This is a genomic window from Actinocorallia herbida (assembly GCF_003751225.1).
Taxonomy (GTDB): Bacteria; Actinomycetota; Actinomycetes; order Streptosporangiales; family Streptosporangiaceae; genus Actinocorallia; species Actinocorallia herbida.
Window position 1 is genome coordinate 8505442 of the sequence record NZ_RJKE01000001.1, and the last position, 22082, is coordinate 8527523.

Annotated in this window: 16 protein-coding genes; 5 read left to right on the forward strand and 11 right to left on the reverse strand. The window is 71.1% G+C overall.

Features of this window, described 5'->3' with window-relative positions:
- The first annotated feature begins 27 nt into the window (after positions 1 to 27).
- Positions 28 to 2481 (forward strand): carbohydrate binding domain-containing protein, encoded by a 2454-nt coding sequence (locus tag EDD29_RS38590; protein ID WP_123669123.1) that lies wholly within the window; start codon positions 28 to 30, stop codon positions 2479 to 2481.
- Positions 2482 to 2509: 28 nt separating this feature from the next.
- Here EDD29_RS38590 and EDD29_RS38595 read toward each other — a convergent pair whose 3' ends face one another.
- The 6 genes from EDD29_RS38595 to EDD29_RS45080 form a co-directional block, all read right to left on the reverse strand.
- A complete protein-coding gene (locus EDD29_RS38595; protein ID WP_123670954.1) occupies positions 2510 to 3790 on the reverse strand; it encodes an amidohydrolase in 1281 nt (426 codons plus the stop codon).
- A gap of 61 nt (positions 3791 to 3851) precedes the next feature.
- The gene (locus EDD29_RS38600; RefSeq protein ID WP_425455019.1) at positions 3852 to 5063 is read right to left on the reverse strand and encodes a glutamate--cysteine ligase; all 1212 of its coding nucleotides are present in this window, start codon (positions 5061 to 5063) and stop codon (positions 3852 to 3854) included.
- Positions 5064 to 5192: 129 nt separating this feature from the next.
- Positions 5193 to 6191, reverse strand: a complete 999-nt coding sequence (meaB, locus tag EDD29_RS38605; protein WP_123669125.1) for a methylmalonyl Co-A mutase-associated GTPase MeaB — start codon at positions 6189 to 6191, stop codon at positions 5193 to 5195.
- 14 nt (positions 6192 to 6205) lie between these two features.
- Positions 6206 to 8383 (reverse strand): methylmalonyl-CoA mutase, encoded by a 2178-nt coding sequence (gene scpA, locus EDD29_RS38610; protein WP_123669126.1) that lies wholly within the window; start codon positions 8381 to 8383, stop codon positions 6206 to 6208.
- Positions 8380 to 10125: a methylmalonyl-CoA mutase family protein gene (locus tag EDD29_RS38615; protein WP_123669127.1), complete on the reverse strand. Its 1746-nt coding sequence runs from the start codon at positions 10123 to 10125 to the stop codon at positions 8380 to 8382. The genes scpA and EDD29_RS38615 overlap by 4 nt, the downstream gene beginning before the upstream one ends.
- Positions 10126 to 10172: 47 nt before the next feature.
- A complete protein-coding gene (locus EDD29_RS45080; protein WP_148086240.1) occupies positions 10173 to 10379 on the reverse strand; it encodes an SCO4848 family membrane protein in 207 nt (68 codons plus the stop codon).
- Positions 10380 to 10430: 51 nt separating this feature from the next.
- Here EDD29_RS45080 and EDD29_RS38620 point away from each other — a divergent pair, with 51 nt between their 5' ends.
- Positions 10431 to 11552: a D-alanyl-D-alanine carboxypeptidase family protein gene (locus EDD29_RS38620; protein ID WP_123669128.1), complete on the forward strand. Its 1122-nt coding sequence runs from the start codon at positions 10431 to 10433 to the stop codon at positions 11550 to 11552.
- A gap of 4 nt (positions 11553 to 11556) precedes the next feature.
- Here the strand turns inward: EDD29_RS38620 and EDD29_RS38625 are convergent, their stop codons facing one another.
- Positions 11557 to 12000, reverse strand: a complete 444-nt coding sequence (locus EDD29_RS38625) for a hypothetical protein (RefSeq protein WP_123669129.1) — start codon at positions 11998 to 12000, stop codon at positions 11557 to 11559.
- Between the two features lie 184 nt (positions 12001 to 12184).
- On the opposite strand from EDD29_RS38625, the gene EDD29_RS38630 reads away from it, so the two are divergent.
- On the forward strand, positions 12185 to 13120 hold the full coding sequence (locus tag EDD29_RS38630) for a YihY/virulence factor BrkB family protein (protein ID WP_123669130.1): 936 nt from the start codon (positions 12185 to 12187) through the stop codon (positions 13118 to 13120).
- 13 nt (positions 13121 to 13133) lie between these two features.
- Here the strand turns inward: EDD29_RS38630 and gad are convergent, their stop codons facing one another.
- The 3 genes from gad to galE all read right to left on the reverse strand — a co-directional run bounded on the left by gad (position 13134) and on the right by galE (position 16632).
- A complete protein-coding gene (gene gad, locus EDD29_RS38635) occupies positions 13134 to 14501 on the reverse strand; it encodes a glutamate decarboxylase (protein WP_123669131.1) in 1368 nt (455 codons plus the stop codon).
- Positions 14502 to 14593: 92 nt separating this feature from the next.
- On the reverse strand, positions 14594 to 15688 hold the full coding sequence (galK, locus tag EDD29_RS38640) for a galactokinase (protein ID WP_246053227.1): 1095 nt from the start codon (positions 15686 to 15688) through the stop codon (positions 14594 to 14596).
- Positions 15685 to 16632 carry a UDP-glucose 4-epimerase GalE gene (gene galE / locus EDD29_RS38645; RefSeq protein ID WP_123669132.1) on the reverse strand — a complete coding sequence of 316 codons (948 nt, stop codon included), beginning with the start codon at positions 16630 to 16632 and terminating at the stop codon, positions 15685 to 15687. The genes galK and galE overlap by 4 nt, the downstream gene beginning before the upstream one ends.
- Before the next feature lie 300 nt (positions 16633 to 16932).
- On the opposite strand from galE, the gene trpS reads away from it, so the two are divergent.
- Positions 16933 to 17967: a tryptophan--tRNA ligase gene (gene trpS / locus EDD29_RS38650; RefSeq protein ID WP_123669133.1), complete on the forward strand. Its 1035-nt coding sequence runs from the start codon at positions 16933 to 16935 to the stop codon at positions 17965 to 17967.
- Complete coding sequence (locus EDD29_RS38655) at positions 17957 to 18502, forward strand: 2'-5' RNA ligase family protein (protein ID WP_123669134.1); 546 nt, start codon at positions 17957 to 17959, stop codon at positions 18500 to 18502. Before trpS ends, EDD29_RS38655 begins: the two co-directional genes overlap by 11 nt.
- On the opposite strand, the gene dnaE is transcribed toward EDD29_RS38655, so the two are convergent.
- Positions 18480 to 22070 (reverse strand): DNA polymerase III subunit alpha, encoded by a 3591-nt coding sequence (gene dnaE, locus EDD29_RS38660; protein WP_123669135.1) that lies wholly within the window; start codon positions 22068 to 22070, stop codon positions 18480 to 18482. The genes EDD29_RS38655 and dnaE overlap by 23 nt on opposite strands.
- Positions 22071 to 22082: the final 12 nt, after the last annotated feature.

Consider the following 22082-nt stretch of genomic DNA (forward strand, 5'->3'; position numbering starts at 1 on the left):
GATGCGGCCTCCTGAGGTGAATCTCCGATGCGACCCTTCGAACCCGGCGATCCTGGGCTCGTCGGCGGGCTCTGGCTGAGCGGACGGCTCGGCGCGGGCCCCCGCGGCGTCGTCTTCCTCGGCCGCCGGCAGGACGGCGGCGAGATCGCCGTCAAGCTCCTGCACGCGCACCTCACCGAGGACCCGGCGGTGTGGGAGGGCTTCCAGCGGGCCATGGAGACGCTCGTCTCCGTGGAGATCCCGCACACCGCCAAGGCCCGCGCCACGGGCCTGGTCGGCGCCCGCCCGTACCTGATGTCCGACTACGTCGAGGGCACGCCGCTGGCCGAGGCCGAACTGCCGCTGGGCGCGCCGGATCTGGAGCGGCTCGCCGCCGAGGTCGCCGCCGCGCTGGCCGGCCTGCACGCCCACGGCATCGCGCACGGCGCGCTCACCCCGGTCAACGTCTTCCTGACCGGCTCAGGCGCCGTCCTCACCGACTACGGGCTGACCCCCGCGGGCCCCACGGCCTTCGCCGACGACGTCCGCGCCTGGGCCGCTCTCGTGGCCTTCGCCGCGGGCTCCGCCGAGGCGCTCCCGCCCCGGCTGGCCGCCCAGGTCGAGTCCTGCGCGAGCGCCACGCCCCCGGCCGCCGCGGCCCTCCTGCACCCCCTCGCCGCGCCGCCCGCCCCGCCGTCGACCTTCGGCACCTCCCCCCTCACCGACCCCCTCGGGGCTTTCGCCCCGGACCCCGCCCAGCCCGCGGCCTTCGGCGCGGAGCCCGCGCAGCCCGCGGCCCCGTTCGCCGCCCAGCCCGCGGCCTTCGGCGCGGAGCCCGCGCAATCCTCGGCCCCGTTCGCCGCCCAGCCCGTGGTCCCCGGTACCGAGCCCGCACAGCCCGCGGCCCCCGCCGACCCCTACGCCGCCCGACCCGCGGTCTTCGACCCGAACGCCGCGCAGCCCGCGGCCTTCGCCGCGTCCGTCGGCGGCGACGCCGGGCAGACGCCCTTCGCCGCGCCCGTCGGCCCGGAGACCGTGCCCGCCGACCCGTACTCGGCCCAGCCCGCCGCGTTCGGCGCGCAGCCCGCGGCCTTCGGCGCGGACGCCCTGCCGCCCGCCGTGCCGGTGTCTCCGGAGGCCGGGGCGGCGCAGGACGTCCAGGGGCCGCCCTCACTGGTGAAGGCCGCCTCCGCGCCGAACCAGGGCCCGGCCCTCGACCCGCTGACGGCGCCGGCCGCCGCGGAGTGGCCCGCCGAACCCGTCGGACAGGGTCCGTCGCTCGTGAAGGAGACGCCGGAGCAGCCCGGCGGGATCGTCACGGCCGCGGCGCTGCTCGCGGAGGCCGCCGCGCCCCGTGAGCAGACCGCGCCCAGCGCCGACGACCTCGCCGCCGCAGCGCGGTCCGCCCTGGAGGCCGCCGAGCAGCCGCAGGCCGAAGCCACCGCGGCCTTCGCGGCCGAGCCGCCGTCGAGCACGACGCAACCGCTGCCCGAGGCCGCCGCGACGACCGTCCAGCCCCTGCCCGAGGCGGCCGCGACCACGGTCCAGCCGCTGCCGGAAGCGGGCGCGACCACCGTGCAGCCGCTCCCCGCGGACCCGTTCGCCACCATCGCGGACCCCTTCGCGACGACCGCCGACCCCTTCGCGACCCGCGCCGAGCCGCAGGCCGCCACCGCGGCGTACGCGACGGTGAGCGACCCCGCCGCCTTCGCGGCCGACCCTGCGGCGGCCCCCGCGGACCCCGGTCAGGCCGCCTGGCACCAGCAGGCCGCGCCGCAGCAGCCGTGGGACGCGGGCCTGCTCGTCGCGGGCCCCGCGCCGCGCAGGAAGCGCCGCGGAGTGCTCGTCGCCGCCGCCGCCTCGGCCGCCGTGGTCGTCGCGCTCGCCGGGGCGGTCGTGCTGACCCGGATCGGCGACGACCCCGCCGACGCGACCGTCGCCAAGCCCGGCGTGCCCGGCGTCACCGCCTCGGTCACGCCGACCGCCGCGCCGACCTCGGTGGCCCCGACCCTGGACTCCGCCGAGGAGACGAAGAACGGCGGGTCGCCCAAGCCCAAGCCGAAGCCCAAGCCGACCACGAAGCCCGCACCGCCGAAGCCCAAGACGAACCTCATCGCCAACGGCGGGTTCGAGAAGGGCTTCGGCAAGTGGCAGCCGCGCGCCGTGGCGTTCCTCGGCGCGAAGAAGTCCCACGCGGGCGGCAAGGCGGTCCTGCTCAAGCCGGGCCAGGGCTACGACGCCGCCGTCGAACTCGTCGTGACGGGCCTCAAGCCGAACACGACCTACATCGTCGCCGGCTGGGTGACGGCCAACGGAGGCAAGACGTACGTCGGCGCCAAGGACTACGGCGGCGACCCCAGGGCGGGCAGCTCCGGCAACAAGGGCTGGACCCGGGTGAGCGCCACGTTCAAGACGGGTGACCAGACCACCGCCCGCCTGTACTGCTGGCGGGTGCTCCCGGGCACGGGAGCCTGCGACGACATGGCGCTCTACCGGAAGTAGCGCCGCCCCCGAGGGGCGGCGCGGGCGATCACGCCCCGGCCGACTCCAGGTCGTCGGGGACGGTGGCGCGCGGCACGTCGCACAGCGCCGTCAGCACCGTGGAGACGAGGATGCGCACCCCGACCGGGATACAGCCCTCGTCGACGTCGAAGTCACCGCGGTGCAGGTCGTACTCGGGCATACCGGGTGTGCGGACACCGAGCCGCCCGTACGCGCCGGGCACCGCCTCGACGTAGTAGCCGAAGTCGTCGCCGCCGAGGCTCTGCGGGGCGGTGACCACCTTGTCGTGGCCGAGCACCGCCGAGCCCGCGTCCCGGAACATCTGGACGCTGGCCGAGTCGTTGACGGTCGGCGGGACGCCGCGCACGTACTCCAGCGACGCCTCGACGTCATAGGCGCCGGCGACGGAGTCGAGCAGCGACCGCATGAGGTCGGGGGCGCGGTGCCAGGCCTCGTCGTCGAGGCAGCGGACGGTGCCCTCGGCCAGGCCCTGGTCGGGGATGGCGTTGGCGACCGAGCCCGCGTTCATCCGGCCCCACACGAGGCTGAGGCTGGAGCGCGGGTCCACCCGGCGCGAGAGCGCGGCGGGCAGCTCCGTGACGATCTTGGCGAGCGCGTACACGAGGTCCGCGGTCAGATGCGGCCGGGCGGTGTGCCCGCCGGGGCCGGTGACCTTGACGAACACCTTGTCGCAGGCCGCGGTGATCGGGCCGGGCCGCACCCCGAGTTCGCCCACCTCGAACCTCGGCTCGCAGTGCAGGCCGAAGATCCGGTCCACCCCGACGAGCCCGCCCGCGGCGATCACGTCGAGCGCCCCGCCCGGGTTCTCCTCGGCGGGCTGGAACAGCAGCCGCACCCGGCCGGGCAGCAGACCCTTCGCGGCCTGCTCGGCGAGGAACAGCCCCGCGCCGAGCACGACGGTGGTGTGCACGTCGTGGCCGCAGGCGTGGCTGATGCCGGGCACGGTGGACGCGTAGGAGACGTCCTTCTCATCGGGCAGGGGCAGCGCGTCGATGTCGGCGCGCAGCGCGATCGTGGGGCCGTCGGCGGGGCCGATGTCGCAGATCACGCCGGTGCCCTTGGGCAGGACGCGGGGTTCGAGACCCGCCTCCTTGAGCTGCTCGACGAGGCGGGCCGTGGTGCGGTACTCGGTGAATCCGAGTTCGGGGTGCATGTGCAGGTCGCGGCGGAAGCCGACTAGGGCGTCGGCGTGCCGGTCGAGGAAGACCTCCAGGTGACCGCTCAGGTCGGTGGCTTCGGTGACCGGGCGTTCCAGGGACGGGATCACCCCTGGATGAAGCTGCGTCATGTGCTCCCCCTCAGGCATGACGGAGTCGACGGAGTCGGCGTCGGGCCCGGAGGGCGTATCGTCAGGTCGTCCCTGCATGGACGACCTCCCGAGGCCCGACGAACCTGTTCTCGTCGAACTCCATGATCGTGGCTGTCACGACGTCCTCCAGGCTGCCGCCCTCGTCGCGGATCGCGCGCTGGCGCTCGTAGGAGGCGCCGTGTTCGAGGACATCGCCGACCACCTTCAGCTGCTCGGTGCACCCGAGGCGGTCTGCCACGGGAGCCAGCTCTGAGGCGAGTTCGTAGAGGTCGTCACGTAGCGGCGCGGTACGTCCGTAGTCATCGGTGATGATGATGGCGTCGAGCCCGTATCGGGTCGCTCGCCATTTATTATCACGGACAACCCAGGCCGCCGGGCGCGGAAGCGCATATCCGCGATCGATTTGCTGCTCGAAAAGCGTGACGAGGGCCTGGCAGAGCGCTGTGACCATCCCTACCTCCCGCATTGTCGGGATTCCATCGAACATGCGGATCTCCACAGTGCCGAAGTCGGGATGCGGCCGGATATCCCACCAGACTTCCTTGATCGACCGAATCGTCCCGGCCCTGAGCAGGGTGTCCATGTAACCCTCGAACTCCGGCCAGTCACTCAGCGAATGCGGCGGACCCGCGGTCGGGAGGTCGCCGAAGATGATCGAGCGGGCGGAGGCGAGGCCCGTGTCGTCGGCGTTCCAGAACGGGCTAGATGCGGTCAACGCCAGAAAATGCGGTAGGTACCTGGACAAAGCATTGATGATCGGGATCGCCTTGTCCTGATCGGTCACCCCGACGTGCACATGCACGCCGAACGTCTGGATCCGGCGCACCAGCCACTGCATCTCCTCGACGAGCTCGTGGTAGCGCGCGACCGGGGCCATCACCGCGTCCCGCCAGTCGCTGATCGCATGACTCCCGGTGCAGGCCAGCTCGATCCCCCGCGGCTTGGCCGCGTCCCGCAGCCGCCCGATGGTCCGCCCGAGGTCCGCGGTGATCTCCTGCACCGTGAAGCACGGATCGGTGACCACCTCCACCGTCGACTCCATCAGCTCGTGCCTGAGCTTCGTGAACTTCCCTTCACTCAGCTCCGGCACATCCCCCAGCAACTCCCCCGCGTCCTGCCGCAGAAGCCGCGACTCGCCGTCGACGAGCTGTAGCTCCCACTCCACACCCAACGTTGCCCCCCGCGAGGGATTAAACCGAATGCCCACGACTCCTCCAGATCTCAACCACAAGAGCCGGAAAGCCCGACCCATCCCCACGATCTGCCCACTATCCCCCCGTCCCTACCCGCCCCCCGGGCGAGACGACCCTCACCGCCCTCCGCCCCCGAAAAGGCGTCGATCACCACTCCGACGGCGCGGCGCGGTGATCGACAGGAGTCTTCAGCGGTCTTCGGGTTCCTCAGTGGTTCCGGGGGTGGTGAAGGCTTGGAGGAGGAGGTCGGCGGCGGTGGCGGGGGTGGTTTCGCCGGAGGCGACCTGGGCTTCGAGGGTGGGGGCGATGGCGCGGATGGAGGGGTGGGTGTGGAGAGCGTGGAGGAGGCGGTCCTCGACCATGGACCAGGTCCAGCGGACCTGCTGGGCGCGGCGGCGGCGGGCGAGTTCGCCGGACGCCTCCAGGTCCTCCTGGTGGGCGACGATCTGGTCCCAGACGTCGGCCAGGCCGGTGCCCTCCAGGGCGCTGCAGGTGAGGACGGGGACGACGCGGTCGTTGCCGCGGAGAAGGCGGAGGGCGCCCGCGAGTTCACGGGCCGCCTTCTTGGCCTCCAGCTCGTGGGGGCCGTCGGCCTTGTTGACGGCGATCACGTCGGCGAGTTCCAGGACGCCCTTCTTGATGCCCTGGAGCTGGTCGCCGGTCCGGGCGATGGTGAGGAAGAGGAACGAGTCGGTCATCTCCGCGACGGTCGTCTCGGACTGGCCGACCCCGACCGTCTCCACGAGGACGACGTCGTAGCCCGCCGCCTCCATGACGACCATCGCCTCACGGGTCGCCTTGGCCACCCCGCCGAGGGTGCCCGCCGTCGGCGACGGACGGATGAACGCCGCCGGACTCGCCGAAAGCCGGACCATCCTCGTCTTGTCACCGAGGATCGAGCCGCCGTGCCGGGTGGACGAGGGGTCCACGGCCAGCACGGCGACCCGGTGGCCCCGGTCGATGAGGTGCATGCCGAGCGCGTCGATCGTGGTGGACTTGCCGACCCCGGGCACCCCGGTGATCCCGATGCGCCGGGCGTTCCCGGCGAACGGGGTCAGCTCGGCCAGCACGGCCTGGGCGAGCGCCCGGTGATCGGGCCGGGTGGACTCCACGAGCGTGATCGCGCGGGCGATCCACGCCCGGGAGCCCTCCCGGACACCGGTCACGTAGTCCTTGACGTCAGGCATTTCGCGAGGACCGATCAGGCGTGGCCGAGGCTCGCGGACAGCTCTTTGAGCAGGTCCAGCGCGGCCTCGGCGATGACCGTCCCCGGACCGAAGATGGCCGCCGCCCCCGCCGCGCGCAGCTCGTCGAAGTCCTGCGGCGGGATGACGCCGCCCACGACGACCATGATGTCGGGACGGTCCAGCTCCGCCAGCGCGGTCTTGAGCGCGGGCACCAGGGTGAGGTGGCCTGCGGCCAGGGAGTTGACGCCGACGATGTGCACGTCGGCCTCGACGGCCTGGCGGGCCACCTCCTCCGGGGTCTGGAACAGCGGGCCGACGTCGACGTCGAAGCCGAGGTCGGCGAAGCCGGAGGAGATCACCTTCTGACCGCGGTCGTGCCCGTCCTGGCCCATCTTGGCGACCAGGATGCGGGGGCGGCGGCCCTCGGCCTCGGCGAACTCGTCGGTGGCCGCGCGGGCCTCCTCCATGACGGACACGGCGCCGGCCTCCTCACGGTAGACGCCCGAGATGGTGCGGATGGTCGCGGAATGCCGACCGTACACCTTCTCCAGCGCGTCGGAGATCTCCCCGACGGTGGCCTTCGCGCGGGCCGCGTCGATGGCCAGCTTGAGCAGGTTGTGCTCCAGGTCGCCGACCGCGTCGGCCCCGGCGGCCGCGGTGAGCGCGGACAGCGCCCGCTCGACGGCCTGCGGGTCGCGCTCGGCGCGCAGCCGCTCCAGCTTGGCGATCTGCTGCGCCCGGACCGAGGCGTTGTCGACCTTGAGCACGTCGATCATCTCGTCGACGTCGGGCCGGTACTTGTTGACGCCGATGACGGGCTGGCGACCGGAGTCGATCCGGGCCTGGGTGCGGGCCGCGGCCTCCTCGATGCGCAGCTTGGGCAGGCCCTCGTCGATGGCCTTGGCCATACCGCCGTACTTCTCGACCTCCTGGATGTGCTCCCAGGCGCGCGCGGCGAGGTCGTGGGTGAGCTTCTCCAGGTAGTAGGAGCCGCCCCACGGGTCGATGACCTGCGTGGTGCCCGACTCCTGCTGGAGCAGGAGCTGGGTGTTGCGGGCGATGCGGGCGGAGAAGTCCGTCGGCAGCGCGAGCGCCTCGTCGAGCGCGTTGGTGTGCAGCGACTGGGTGTGCCCCTGGGTCGCGGCCATCGCCTCGACGCAGGTCCGCGCGACGTTGTTGAAGACGTCCTGGGCGGTGAGGGACCAGCCGGAGGTCTGCGAGTGGGTGCGCAGCGACAGGGACTTGTCGTTCTTGGGGTCGAAGTCCTTCACGAGCCTCGCCCACAGCAGGCGCCCGGCCCGCATCTTGGCGACCTCCATGAAGAAGTTCATGCCGATCGCCCAGAAGAAGGACAGGCGCGGCGCGAACGCGTCGATGTCGAGGCCCGCGTCGCGGCCGGCCCGGATGTACTCGACGCCGTCGGCCAGCGTGTACGCCAGCTCCAGGTCGGCCGTGGCCCCGGCCTCCTGGATGTGGTAGCCCGAGATGGAGATCGAGTTGTACTTCGGCATCTTCTGCGACGTGTAGGCGAAGATGTCGGAGATGATGCGCATCGACGGCGAGGGCGGGTAGATGTAGGTGTTCCGGACCATGAACTCCTTGAGGATGTCGTTCTGGATCGTCCCCGCGAGCTGCTCCGGCTTCACCCCCTGCTCTTCGGCCGCGACCACGTAGAGGGCCAGGACGGGCAGGACCGCGCCGTTCATGGTCATCGACACCGACATCTTGTCCAGCGGGATCCCGTCGAACAGTTGCCGCATGTCGTAGATGGAGTCGATCGCCACGCCCGCCATGCCGACGTCGCCCGCCACGCGCGGGTGGTCGGAGTCGTAGCCGCGGTGGGTGGCGAGGTCGAACGCCACCGAGAGGCCCTTCTGCCCGGCCGCGAGGTTACGGCGGTAGAAGGCGTTGGACTCCTCGGCGGTGGAGAAGCCGGCGTACTGCCGGATCGTCCAAGGCTGGGTGGCGTACATCGGGGCGTACGGGCCGCGCAGGTACGGCTTGATGCCCGGGAACGTCCCGAGGAAGTCGAGCCCTTCGAGATCGGCGGCGTCGTACAGCGGCTGCACGGCGATGCCCTCGGGCGTGTTCCAGGCCGGGCGGTCGCCCGCGGCCGCGCGCCAGCGGCCCTCGGTGACGGCCGGGGCCTCGGGGTCGCCGAGCGTCAGGTGTGAGAAGTCGGGGATGCTCATACCGTCACTCCCAGGTCCCGGAGGGTCTCCTCCAGGACGTCGATCGCGTTGCACCCGGCGAAGACCCGGCCGTCCACGCCGGTGTACTCGCCCTTGCCCGCGAGCCAGACCTTGACCGCGCCGCGCGCGCGCAGGGTCCGCGCGGTCTCCTCGGCCTGCTCGGCGTACAGCTTGTCGCTGGAGCAGATGACGGCGACGCCGCCTTCGAACTCGTCGACGGTGCCGGTGGCCGTCTCGATGCCGCCCGCCTGGAACAGGTTGGCCGCGAAGCTCGCGCGCGCGGTGTGCACGGCGACGGGGCCGAGGGTGGCGAGGAAGACCTTGGGCCGGACGCCCTGGGCGTCGGCGAGGTCCCGGAGGGCCTCGAAGTCCTGCCCGTAGGTGTGCCGGGGCAGTCCGCCACCGAGCGGCGCGGGCGCGGCGGGGCGCGCGGGCAGCTTCTCGGCGAGGTTGGGGAACTCGCTGATGCCGGTGAGCGGGGCCTTGCGGCGCGCGATGTCCTTGCGCCTGGCCGCCCAGGTGGCGGCGAGCGCGTTCTCCAGGAACCCGGATTCGAGCGCTGCGGCGAGCCCGCCGGCCTGCTCGATCTCGGTGAAGAACGCCCAGGCGGCCTGCGCGAGCTCCTCGGTGAGGGACTCGACGTACCAGGAGCCGCCCGCCGGGTCGACGACCCGGGCCAGGGAGGACTCCTCGAGCAGGAGCATCTGGTCGTTGCGGGCGATTCTGCGCGAGAACGTGTCCGGCAGGCCGAGGCGCGCGTCGAACGGCTGGACCGTGACGGCGTCGGCGCCGCCCACGCCCGCGGCGAAGCACGCCACGGTGGTGCGCAGCATGTTCACCCACGGATCGCGCTTCGTCATCATCGCGTTCGAGGTGACGGCGTGGATCGTCGCGGTCGTGTCGGCGACGCCCGAGAGCGAGGCGACGCGGGTCCACAGGCGGCGCGCGGCGCGCAGCTTCGCGATGGTCGCGAACTGCCCCGCGTGCGCGGCGTAGCGGAACTCGATCTGCCCGGCCGCCTCGTCGACGGTGAGGCCGGCCTCGGTCAGCTCGCGCAGGTAGGCGACGGCCGCGGCGAGGACCGCGCCGAGCTCCTGCGCGTCCGAGCCGCCCGCGTCGTGGTAGACGGTGCCGTCGACCGCGAAGGTGCGGACGCCGGGGAACTCGGCGACGGCCTTCTGGGCGAGGTCGACGGGCACGGGCACCAGGAAGCCGGTGCGGGCGGCGAGGCCCAGCGGGTCGGCGCCCAGGTTGCCGCGCGTGGCCGGCTTGGCGATCTTGAAGAACGCCTCGGCCGCCTGCCGGGTCTGCGGTCCCGCGTCCAGGACGACGGGGGCGAGGTCGGTGTGGACCTCCTTCAGGACCTCGGCGAGCGCGGTGACGGGGAGGCCCGCCGCGCCGACCGTCAGCCAGACGGAGGTGGCGCCGTTCTCGAGGTCGTCGAGGATCGCGGCCTTGGTGGTGGCGGGATCCGGGTCGTCGTGCCGCTGGCGCACGTCCCACCCGAACGGGGTCTCCTCGCCCTCGCGCGGCGCGGTCGCGAAGGGGCGGGAGGGGACTGCCTCGTCCGCGGTGTACAGCGGAGAGATCGGGACGCCGTCGTAGGACTGCCTGGTGAGCAGCCCCTCGACGGAGTCGAGTGGGGTGTCTTCGGTGGCGGCTCCGGACTTGCGGAGTACGCCCTTCAATTGCTCCCGCCAACGCTCGCGCTCAGCTGGGGGGAAGGCAGCTGCCAACTCCATGGTTGGGATCGTAGGCGAGCGCTTATCTGGTGTGGGTGACCGGGGTGTCAAGAGGCGCTCTTCCATGCTTTCCAGCCGATCCTCGCGAGGATCACGGCGAGCACGACATTGACGGCGCAGAGGATGTAGTGGATCACGTAGAAGGCGTCGGAGCGCCTCGGTCCGCTGCCGAGGTTCTTGGCCAGCATGACCCACTCGAAGACCATGAAAACGGCCAGCCCCATGAGGAACAGGCCGGTCGGACGAGATTTCACCCTTGCAGACTATGGGTCCTGCGCCGTCCGGCGGTTTAGGCTCTCGTCTTCATGGGACTTCCATTGCGCGCCGCGTCCGCGCTCGTCACCGCCTGCATGGTCGCGCTGCTGACGCCCGGCACCGCCGTGTCCGCCGCCGCGCCGCGGCTGCCCGGCCAGCTGAAGAAGATCAAGGCGCGGTCCTGGATCGTCGCCGACGCGGAGACCGGGGAGGTCCTCGCGGCCAAGAACCCGCATCTGCACCTGCTGCCCGCCAGCACCCAGAAGGTGCTCACCGCGGTGACCCTGATCCCGCTGCTGGGCGCCGACGCGGAGATCAGGCCGACCGAGGAGACGTGCTATCCCGAGGGCACCAAGGTCGGCATGACGCCGAAGCTCACCTACAAGGCCGCCGATCTGTTCCGCGCGCTGCTCATGGTCTCGGCGAACGACGCGGCGATGTCGCTGACGGTCCCGCAGGGCGGGATGAAGCCGACGCTCGACCTGATGAACGCCGAGGCCAAGCGGCTCGGCGCGAACGACACGCTCGCGGGCTCGCCCAACGGCCTCGACGTGGACCTCGGCCTCAACGTCAAGACCCAGCACACGACGTCCTACGACCTCGCGGTGATCCTCCGGCAGGGCCTGACCCTGCCCGACTTCGTCTCCTACGCCCAGACCAACGACGCGACGTTCCCCGCGTTGCGCGAGGTCAAGGACAAGAAGACGAAGAAGAAGAAGACCAAGAAGTACAAGATGCCGATCTACTCGCACATCCGGATGCTGCCGACCCAGTCGGCGGCCTATGACGGGTTCGTCGCGGGCAAGAACGGCTACACCAACGCCGCCAAGCAGACGTTCGTCGGCGCGGCCGAGCGCGACGGACACAAGATCATCATCGCGCTGATGGCGGCCGACAGCCTGTGGGACAACGCCAAGGCCCTGTTCGACTACGGCTTCGCCAACGCGGGCAAGGTCCAGGCCGTCGAGTCGCTGCCCGCGCCGCCCGGCACCGAGCCGACGGCGCTCGCGGACCCCGGCGCGACGAACGCGGCGGCGCCCGTGCCCGCCCAGCGCAAGGCCTCGGTGAACCTCGTCCTGGCGGGCGTCGGCGGCGGCTTCGTCGTCGCGGGCGGCGCCATCCTGCTGGTGCGCAGGCGGCGCAGGCCCGCCATCGAGGCCCCGGACGAGTGACGGCCTAGCGGGCGCGCGCCTCATTGTCGGCGGGCGCCCGGTCGGGCACCTCGGTGACGGCCCGGACGCGGACCGGGCCGTCCTCGCCGCGCAGCGTCACGGTGAGGGTGCCGCCCGGGGGGAGGCCGCGCGGCCAGACGCAGTCGCCGCAGTCGGCGGGCACCCGGTGCCGGGCCCGGAACTCCAGCCGCAGCCGGCCGGTCTGCCCCCGGCTGACGTTCTCGACCCGGACGCGCCGGTGGTCGACCGTCACCCGCACGTCGGTCCCGTCCACGGGCACCCGCACCACCGGCGGCGTCAGCGTCTCCGCCGTCCGCTCCGCCTTCCGGACGGGCCGCGGCAGCGCCAGCACGACCCCGCACACGATCCCGCCGGCCAGCACCCCGGCCCCGAACGTCAGCAGAGCCCCGAGCGCACTCCTCGGCGGCCGCTCCTCCCCGTCGAACACATTCCGCACCCTTCCGCTCACGGACGGCAAGAAGCTAGCGCGCCACGCCCTCCAGCAGGAGCCTTACCGTCTTTCCCGTCCGGCACGGCGGGGCCACAATTCGCCACTCCCGGGCGATTCCCCGGCCCGGCCGCGCCCGGCGAGGGCTGGGGCGGAAGACCATCGGGAAGATAGAGTCCGGAGGATGAAGCGGTGGTTCGCACGGGTCAAGGAGTTGTTCTCCGGCGACCTGTGGGCCTCCCGGATTCGGACGGCACGCGCGAAACAGCCCTGGTTCGACCATCTGGCGCGAACCTGGGCGTGCTACACCGCGCGGGGCGGCGACGACATGGCCGCGGCGCTCACCTTCTACTCGTTCCTGTCGTTCTTTCCGATGCTGGCGCTCGCCTACGCGCTGCTCGGGTACTCGCTGCACTTCAGCGAGACGTTCCAGGGCTGGCTGATCACGGCGATCAACGAGTACCTGCCGGGCCTGGCGACCCGCCTCGACGTCGAGCGCATCGCGGGGGCCAGGGTCGGCGCGAGCGTCATCGGCCTCGTCGGCCTCGCCTGGACCGGGCTCGGCTGGGCCGGGAACCTGCGCAAGTCGATCCGCACCCTGTGGGGGCTCGAGCCCAAGACCGAGGGCAACTTCCTCCTGCTGAAGCTGCGCGACCTGTGGGTGCTGGCCTTCCTCGGCCTCATGCTGATCTGCTCGGTCGCCGCCACCACCCTCGCCACCAGCCTGACCGGCCAGGCGCTGGAGTTCACCGGCATCGGCGGCATCTGGGCGACGCTCACGCTGCGGCCCGTCTCGATCGTGGTCGCGCTGGTGTTCAACACCCTCATCTACCTCGCCCTGTTCACCCGGCTTTCGGGCACCAAGGCGTCCTGGCGGCACGTGTTCAAGGGCGCCCTGCTGGCCGCCGTGCTCTTCGAGGTGCTGAAGACGCTCGCCGCGCTGCTGCTCGGCACGGTCACCAGCAACCCGATCTACGCCTCGTTCGCGGTCCTCGTCGGCGCGCTGCTGTGGATGAACGTGGTCAGCCGGATGACGTTCCTCGCCGTCTCCTGGACGTCGACCCGCGGCAAGGTCCACCGCGCCGACCACCCCACCCGGTCCGACCCGGACGCCGCCTGACGGGGCCTGCCCCTCAGTGGTGGAATCCCGGCCGCCGCGGGGCGCCCGTGCCACCGTCGGGGATCCGTCTCAGGGCCCGTTCCATGTCGTCGGCGAGCAGCGAGATCTCGTCCTTGCCGACGCCGTGCCTGACCAGCACCCGCTGGATCGTGGTGTCGTCGCGGTCGGGCGGCAGCGGGTAGGACGGCACCTGCCAGCCGCGGGTCCGCAGCTGCTCGCTCAGGTCGTACAGGGAGAAGCGCGCGCCCTCCCGCAGCTTGTAGCTCACCGCGGGCAGCGCGCCCTGGCCGTCGTAGAGCAGCTCGAACGGGCCCATCGCCTTGATCCGCTCGGCGAGGTAGCGCGCGGTGTCCGCGTTGGCCTGCGCGATCTTGCGGTAGCCCTCCCGGCCCAGCCGGAGCAGCGTGTAGTACTGCGCGATGATCTCACCGCCCGGCCGGGAGAAGTTGAGCGCGAACGTCGGCATGTCCCCGCCGAGATAGCTGACGTCGAACACCAGCTCCTCGGGCAGCATCTCCGCCGACGCCCACACCGCCCAGCCGACGCCGAGGGGCGCCATCCCGTACTTGTGGCCCGAGGCGTTGATCGACGCGACCCGGTTGACGCGGAAGTCCCACACGAGGTTCGGCTGGAGGAACGGGGCGACGAACCCGCCGCTGGCCGCGTCCACATGGATGGGCACGTCGAGGCCGGTCCTGGCCTGGAGCCGGTCCAGCTCCGCGGCGATCTCCGCGACGGGCTCGTAGTCGCAGGTGTAGGTGACGCCGAGGATCGCGACGACCCCGATGGTGTTCTCGTCCACGTGGTCGGCGAGCTGGTGCGGGCGCAGGCCCGTCGCGCCCTTCTCCAGCGGGATCTGCCGCATCTCCACGTCGAAGTAGCGGCAGAACTTCTCCCAGCACACCTGGACCGGCCCGCACACCAGGTTCGGCCGGTCGGCGGGCCTGCCCGCGGCCCTGCGCGCCTTGCGCCACCGCCATTTCAGCGCGAGCCCGCCGAGCATCGCCGCCTCGCTCGACCCGGTGGTGGAGCAGCCGACCGTGTCGTCGGCCGCGCAGTTCCACAGGTCGGCGAGCATCCGCACGCACCGCGCCTCGATCTCGGCGGTCTGCGGGTACTCGTCCTTGTCGATCATGTTCTTGTCGAGGCACAGCGCCATCAGCTCCCGCACCTCGGCGCTGCTGTACGTCGTGCAGAACGTCGCGAGGTTCTGCGCCGACTCCCCGTCGAGCCGCAGCTCGGCCCGCACCGCCTCGAACGCCGACCGCGGATCGCTCTCCCCGTCCGGCACCCGCCGTTTCGGCAGCACCCGCTCGCTCAACGGCATGCTGAACACGTCGTCCAGCGGATCGATCTTCCCCCGCACCCGATGCAAGCCCATACGAGCCGCATACCCCGCACGTCACGCGGCGAAAGTGCCGTACGCCCCCCTTGACCAGCTCTTTCCCGGCCGCCCGAGGGGGGCGCCGGACGTCAGGAGAGGCGCCGGGCGCCGGGGGCGGCGGTGGCGACGAGGTAGTCGGGGGCGGGGCGGCCGGCGGTGGCGAAGCGGGCGGTGACGGCGTCGCGGACGGTGTCGAGGGTGTCGGCGCGGGTCAGGAGGATGACCGAGCCGCCGAAGCCGCCACCGACCATGCGGCCGCCGCGGGCGCCCGCGCGGACCGCCGCCTCGACGGTGAAGTCGGCCTCCGGCCAGGAGACCTGGTAGTCGTCGCGGAGCGACAGGTGGGAGGCGTTCAGGAGGGCGCCGACCTCGGCGATCGCGCCCGCGCGCAGGAGGCCGACGGTCGCCTCCACCCGGTGGTTCTCGGTGACCACGTGCTTGACGCGGCGGCGCAGCACCGGGTCCTTCAACCTGCCCAGGGCCTCGCCGAGGTTCCGCACATCGCGCAGCGCGGGCACCCCGAGCAGCCGGGCCGCCTCCTCGCACTCCGCGCGGCGCTCGCCGTACTTGCCGTCGCCGAGCGCGTGGTGCACCCGCGTGTCGACGATCAGGATCCGGAAACCGCCCAGCTCCAGCGGGATCTGCGACGACAGGCCGGAGCGGACGTCGAGGAGCAGCGCGTGCTCGGCGGTGCACAGCAGCGAGGCCGACTGGTCGAGGACGCCCGTGGGCACCCCCGCATAGGCGTTCTCGGCCCGCTGCGCGAACGGCACGAGTTCCTTGGCCGAAAGGCCGAGCCCGTACATGTCGTTGAGCGCGACCGCGGTGACGCACTCCAGGGCCGCCGACGACGACAGGCCGGAGCCCGAGGGCACATCGGAGGAGTACCGCAGCGTGGCCCCGCCCACCGGGTGCCCCGCCTCGCGCAGGGCGCCCGCGACGCCCGCCGCGTAGGCGGCCCAGCCCTGGACCGAACCGGGCGCCAGGCCGTCCAGCGGGACGGTCGCGGACTGGCCGTTCGAGTGCAGTTCCAGGATGCCGTCGTCGCGCCGGGACGCCTCGGCGGTGATCCCCTGCGGCAGCGCGAAGGGCAGCACGAGGCCGTCGTTGTAGTCGGTGTGCTCGCCGATGAGGTTGACCCGGCCCGGCCCGTGCCAGACCCCCGAGGTCGGCAGGCCGCTCACTTGGCGAACTCCCAGGCGTCGCGGACCATGGCGCGCAGGTCGCGCTCCGGCTTCCAGCCGAGCTCGTCCTGGATCTTCGCCGACGAGGCGACGAGCACGGCCGGGTCGCCGGGGCGGCGCGGCGCCACCACGGCCGGGATCGGATGGCCGGTGACCTCCCGGCACACGTCGATCACCTCCTGGACGGAGTAGCCGCTGCCGCTGCCGAGGTTGTAGATCCGGTGCGTGCCCGGCTCGGCCGCCCCCAGCGCGAGCAGATGGGCGTCGCCGAGGTCGACCACGTGGATGTAGTCGCGGACGCAGGTGCCGTCGGGCGTCGCGTAGTCGTCGCCGAAGACGCTCACGTGCGGCACCGCGCCGGACGGGACCCGCAGCACGTTCGGGATCAGATGGGTCTCCGGGTCGTGGCGCTCGCCGAACCTGCCGTGCGCGCCCGCCACGTTGAAGTATCTGAGCGACACCGCGCCGAACCCGTACAGCCTGGCGAACTCGGTGAGCACCCCGTCGATCGCCAGCTTCGTCTGGCCGTAGGGGCTGGTCGGCCGGGTGGGCGCGTCCTCGGGGATCGGCACCTGCTCGGGCTCCCCGTAGGTCGCCGCGGTCGAGGAGAAGACGATCTTGCGCACGCCGTGCCCGCGCATCGCCTCGAACAGCGCGAGCGACTCGCCGAGGTTGCGGTCCCAGTACAGCGCGGGCAGCCGCACCGACTCGCCGACCTGCGACTTGGCGGCGAAGTGCAGCACCGCGTCGAACCCGCCCTCGCCGAGGACGTCCGCGGCCTTCTCGCGCAAGGTCCCCTGAACGAACCGGGCCGCCTGCGGCACCGCGTCGGCATGGCCCACCGACAGGTCGTCGAGCACGACCACCTCGTGCCCCGCCTCGATCAGGAGAGCCGCGACGACGCTGCCGATGTATCCAGCACCACCCGTGACCAGGAGCTTCACCGTTGAGAACCCTTCATCGACGACAGACCGGGCAGTAGATTGGCCATACGAAAGCCTAGCCATACAGTCCCGATACCGGCGCACCGACGGCACCGGGGGTGACCGGCGCGAACGCGGCGGGCCCGTCCGGGACCGCACCGTTTACCCGGGCCGCCCCGGGGAGATCACGTAAAGATCACCCGCCACGGTCCGCGGAACGACCCCGGATCAACGGGTGCCGCTCCGCCGGTTCGGTCTGGGAGAATCGAAGCGGCAGGGGATACGGGACCGGCGGTGCCGTCCCTTCGGGAAGAGAGAGGGATGACCATGAACACGCGCCCCCGGGTCCTGTCCGGGATCCAGCCGACGGCCGAGTCGTTCCACCTCGGCAACTTCCTCGGCGCGGTGCGGCAGTGGGTTCCGCTCCAGGACACCCACGAGGCGTTCTACTTCCTCGCCGACCTGCACGCGATCACCGTCGAGCACGACCCCGAGGTGCTGCGCAGGCGCACCCGCGCCTCGGCCGCGCAGCTGTTCGCGGCCGGCCTCGACCCCGAGCGCTCCACGGTCTTCGCGCAGAGCCAGGTCTACGAGCACGCCGAGCTCCAGTGGATCCTCAGCTGCCTGACCGGCTTCGGCGAGGCCTCCCGGATGACCCAGTTCAAGGACAAGTCGGCCAAGGAGGGCACGTCCGCGGCGAGCGTCGGGCTCTTCACCTACCCGATCCTCCAGGCCGCCGACATCCTGCTGTACACCCCGCACCTCGGCGAGAAGGACTTCCAGGTCCCCGTCGGCGAGGACCAGCGCCAGCACCTGGAGCTCACCCGCACCCTCGCGGGCCGGTTCAACCACCGGTTCGGCGAGACGTTCGTGGAGCCCAACGCCTACATCCTCAAGGCCACCGCGAAGATCACCGATCTCCAGGAGCCGGAGCGGAAGATGTCGAAGTCGGCGTCCTCGCCGCAGGGCATCATCAATGTCCTCGACGAGCCCGGCGCGATGCGCAAGAAGATCATGCGGGCGGTCACCGACACCGGCACCGAGATCGCTTACGACCCGGACAACAAGCCGGGCGTCTCCAACCTGCTGACGATCATGTCCGCCCTCACCGGCACCCCGATCATCGAGCTGGAGAGCCACTTCCAGGGCCAGGGCTACGGCCAGCTCAAGAAGGAGCTCGCGGAGACCGCCCTCGGCGTGTTCACCCCCGTCCGGGACCGGACGCTGGAACTGCTGGCCGACCCCGCCGAACTCGACCGCATCCTGGAGAAGGGCGCGGACCGGGCCGCCGAGGTCGCCGCCGGCACGATGAGCGTCGTGCGCGAGCGGGTGGGACTGCTGAGGCGTGGCGCCTGACACCGTCATAGGGGTCTCGATCGAGGTCCCGGAGCCGTACTCGGAGACGCTGATCCGGGCGAGGGAGTCCTACGGAGACCCGCTCGCCCGGCTCGTCCCGCCGCACATCACGCTGGTCCCGCCGACGCCGGTCGGCGCCGGCGAGATGCCGGGGATCGTCGCGCACCTGGCCCGCGCCGCCACCATGATCGACCCGTTCCGGGTGCGGCTGCGCGGCACCGGCACGTTCCGGCCGGTGACCCCCGTGGTGTTCCTCCAGGTGGCCGAGGGCATCGGCCCGTGCTCACTGCTGGAGGAGAAGCTCCGCCGCCCGCCGCTGGAGCGGGAGCTGTTCTTCCCCTACCACCCGCACGTGACGGTCGCGCACAACCTCGACGAGGAGGCCCTGGACCGCGCGTTCAAGGAACTCGCCGACTTCCACGCGGTCTTCGAGTGCACGTCCTTCCAGCTGTCCGTGCACGGAGGGGACGAGGACTGGCGCCACGTCCGCTCCTTCCCCCTCGGCCCCCGCGTCACTGCTCCACGAGTGCGGTAGGCCCGAGCAGCACCTTCAGGTCGCCCGCGAACGCCCCGTACTCCAGGGTCACCTCGTAGTCCGGCAGGTTGATCATCACGATCCTGCGGTTCAGCATCTCCAGCCGCAGATGGACGGGGTTGCCGCCCGGGTGCGCCTTCAGGATCCGCTTCAGCTCGTCGATCAGGTCGGGGTTCACCCGCTCCTCGCGCAGCCCGATGACGATCGGGGTCTTGCCGTCGGCGCGGGCCGTGGAGATGTCGAGGAACTCGATGCCCGTCGCGGTGAACGAGACCGTCGCGTCCTCGCCGTTGTCGCGGGTCTTGATCCGGCCCGTCACCGAGACGACGAGGTCGGGCGCGAGGTTCGGCCCGTAGAGCTGGTAGGTCTGCGGGAAGCAGGGCACCTCGATCGAGCCGTCGTGGTCCTCGATCTTGAGGATCGCCCAGACGTTGCCCTGCTTGGTGACCTTCTTGTCGACGCCCGAGATGATCCCGGCGATCCGGAACTCGCCGCGGTGGTCGACCTGGCCGTCCAGGATCTGGACGATCGTGTAATCCCGGTTCTTCTCCAGGATCCGTTCCGCCCCGTTGAGCGGGTGGTCCGACACGTACAGGCCGAGCATCTCCCGCTCGAAGGCGAGTTTGGTCTTCTTGTCCCATTCCACGTCGGGCACGATGACGGTGAAGGCGTCGGCGGATCCGTCGTCGGCGTCCTCGAAGGCGCCGAACAGGGAGTCCTGTCCCATCGCCTCCTTCTTCTTGACGTCGATGACGGAGTCGATCGCGGTGTCGTGCACCTGGATCAGGCCGAACCTGGGGTGGCCCAGGTCGTCGAAGGCGCCCGCCTTGATCAGGGATTCGATCGTCCTCTTGTTGCAGACGATCTGCGGGACCTTCTTGAGGAAGTCGTTGAAATCGGCGAACCTGCCCTGCTCGGTCCGCGCGGCGATGATCCCGTTGATCGCGTTCTCACCGACGTTCTGGACCGCGCCGAGCCCGAACCGCACGTCGTCGCCGACGGCCGCGAAGCGCAGCAGCGACTCGTTGACGTCCGGCGGCAGCACCTTCAGCTTCATCCGGCGGCATTCCGCGAGATAGATCGCCATGCGGTCCTTGTTGGTGCCGACGGACGTCAGCAGGGCCGCCATGTACTCGGCCGGATAGTTCGCCTTCAGATAGGCGGTCCAGTACGAGACGAGCCCGTATCCGGCGGTGTGGGACTTGTTGAAGCCGTAGGACGAGAACGGTTCGAGGACGTCCCAGACGGCTTTCGCCATCTCCTCGGTGTACCCGTTGTCGACCATTCCGGAGGAGAAGGTGGCCCACTGCTTGTCCATCTCCTCCTTCTTCTTCTTGCCCATCGCGCGCCGGAGGATGTCGGCGCCGCCGAGGGTGTAGCCGGCGAGCTGCTGCGCGATGGCCATGACCTGCTCCTGGTACACGACCAGGTGGTAGGTGGTCCCCAGGATCGGCTCGAGCGCGTCCTTGAGACCCGGGTGGATCGGCACGATGTCCTGCTGCCCGGCCTTGCGCAGCGCGTAGTTCACGTGCGCGTTCGCGCCCATCGGACCCGGCCGGCCCAGCGCCAGCACCGACGAGATGTCCTCGAACCGGGCCGGGGCGATCAGCTTCGTCAGGTCGCGCATCATCGAGGAGTCGAGCTGGAACACGCCGAGGGTCTCGCCGCGGGCGAGCAGCTCGTAGGTGGTCTTGTCGTCCAGCCCCAGGTTGAGCATGTCGATGTCGACGCCGCGGTTCTTCTTGATGTTCTCGACCGCGTCGCCGAGGACGGTGAGGTTGCGCAGGCCCAGGAAGTCCATCTTCAGGGCGCCCATGTTCTCGCTGGACGGCCCGTCGAAGCCGGTGATGCGGGCGCCGTCGTCGGGGCGCATGACGACCGGCATGACGTCCACGAGGGGCTGCGAGGAGATGATGACGCCCGCGGCGTGCACGCCGGTGGTCCTGGTCAGGCCCTCCAGGCCGAGCGCGGTGTCCATGACCCGCTTGACGTCCTGGTCGTCCTCGTACAGGGACCGCAGCTCCGACGCCTCGGCGTACCTGTCGTGCTTGGGGTCGAAGACTCCCGTCAGAGGGATCTCCTTGCCCATCACCGCGGGCGGGAACGCCTTGGTGATCTTCTCGCCCACCGCGAAGGGGTAGCCGAGCACTCGGGCGGAGTCCTTGACGGCCTGCTTGGACTTGATCGTCATGAACGTCACGATCAGCGCGACGTTCTCCTCGCCGTACCGCTCGGTGACGTACCGGATCATGTCGCCGCGCCGACGCTCGTCGAAGTCCAGGTCGACGTCGGGAGGGGAGATGCGCTCGGGGTTCAGGAACCGCTCGAACAGCAGGGAGTGCTCGATCGGGTCGAGCTCGGTGATCCGGGTGACGTAGGCCACCATCGAACCCGTCGCCGAGCCTCGTCCGGGGCCGACCCAGATGCCGTTGTCGCGGGCGTACCGGCAGATGTCGGCGACCACGAGGAAGTAGCCGGGGAAGCCCATGTTCTCGATGACGCCGAGCTCGTACTCGATCCGCTCGGTGATGTGCGCGGGGACCGGCTCGCCGTACCGCTCGGCCGCGCCCCGGTGCGACTCCTTGCGCAGCCAGCTCATCTCGGTCTCGCCCTCGGGGACCGGGAACTTGGCGTACAGGTCGCGGAAGGCGAAGACGTCGTCGTAGGACTCGACCCGCTCGGCGATGAGCAGGGTGTTCTTGCAGCCGTCCTGCCAGACGTCCGAGGTCGGGTTGATGCCGCGCATCTCGTCGGCGGAGCGCACGTAGTAGCCGCCGCCGGAGAACCGGAACCGGTCCGGCGCGCTGATCAGGGAGTTCGTGCCGACGCACAGGAGGGCGTCGTGGGCGGTCGCCTGGTCCTCGGTGACGTAGTGGGAGTCGTTCGTCACCAGCGGCGGGATGCCCAGCTGCTTGCCGAGCCTGAGCAGGTCGTCGCGGACGCCCCGCTCGATCGAGATGCCGCCGTGGTCCATCAGCTCGAGGAAGTAGTTCTCCTTGCCGAAGATGTCCTGGTACTTCGCCGCGTGCTCGAGCGCCTTGTCGTACTGGCCGAGCCGCAGCCGCGTCTGGACGGCCCCCGACGGGCAGCCCGTGGTCGCGATGATCCCCTCGTGGTAGAGGTCGAACAGCTCGTCGTCCATCCGGGGGTACTTCTTCATCCGGCCCTCGAAGTTGGCCAGCGAGGAGATCCGGAAGAGGTTGCGCAGCCCCTGCGCGGTGTAGGCCCACATCGTCTTGTGCAGGTACGTGCCGGACGCCGACACGTCGCCGCCGAGCCCCGTCTGGTCGTTCGACTTCCGCTGGTGCGGCTCGCCCCAGAACACCGGCTGCTTGTGGAACCGGGACTCGGGGCTCACATAGCCCTCGATGCCGATGATCGGCTTGACCCCGGAGCCCTTGGCCTTCTTGTGGAACTCGTACGCCCCGTGCAGGTTCCCGTGGTCGCTCATCGCGATCGCGGGCATGCCGAGCTCGGCCGCCCGGTCCGTCAGCTTCCCGACCTTCGCCGCACCGTCGAGCATCGAGTACTCGGTATGAACATGCAGGTGAACGAAGGAATCAGCCATGATCAGCAGACC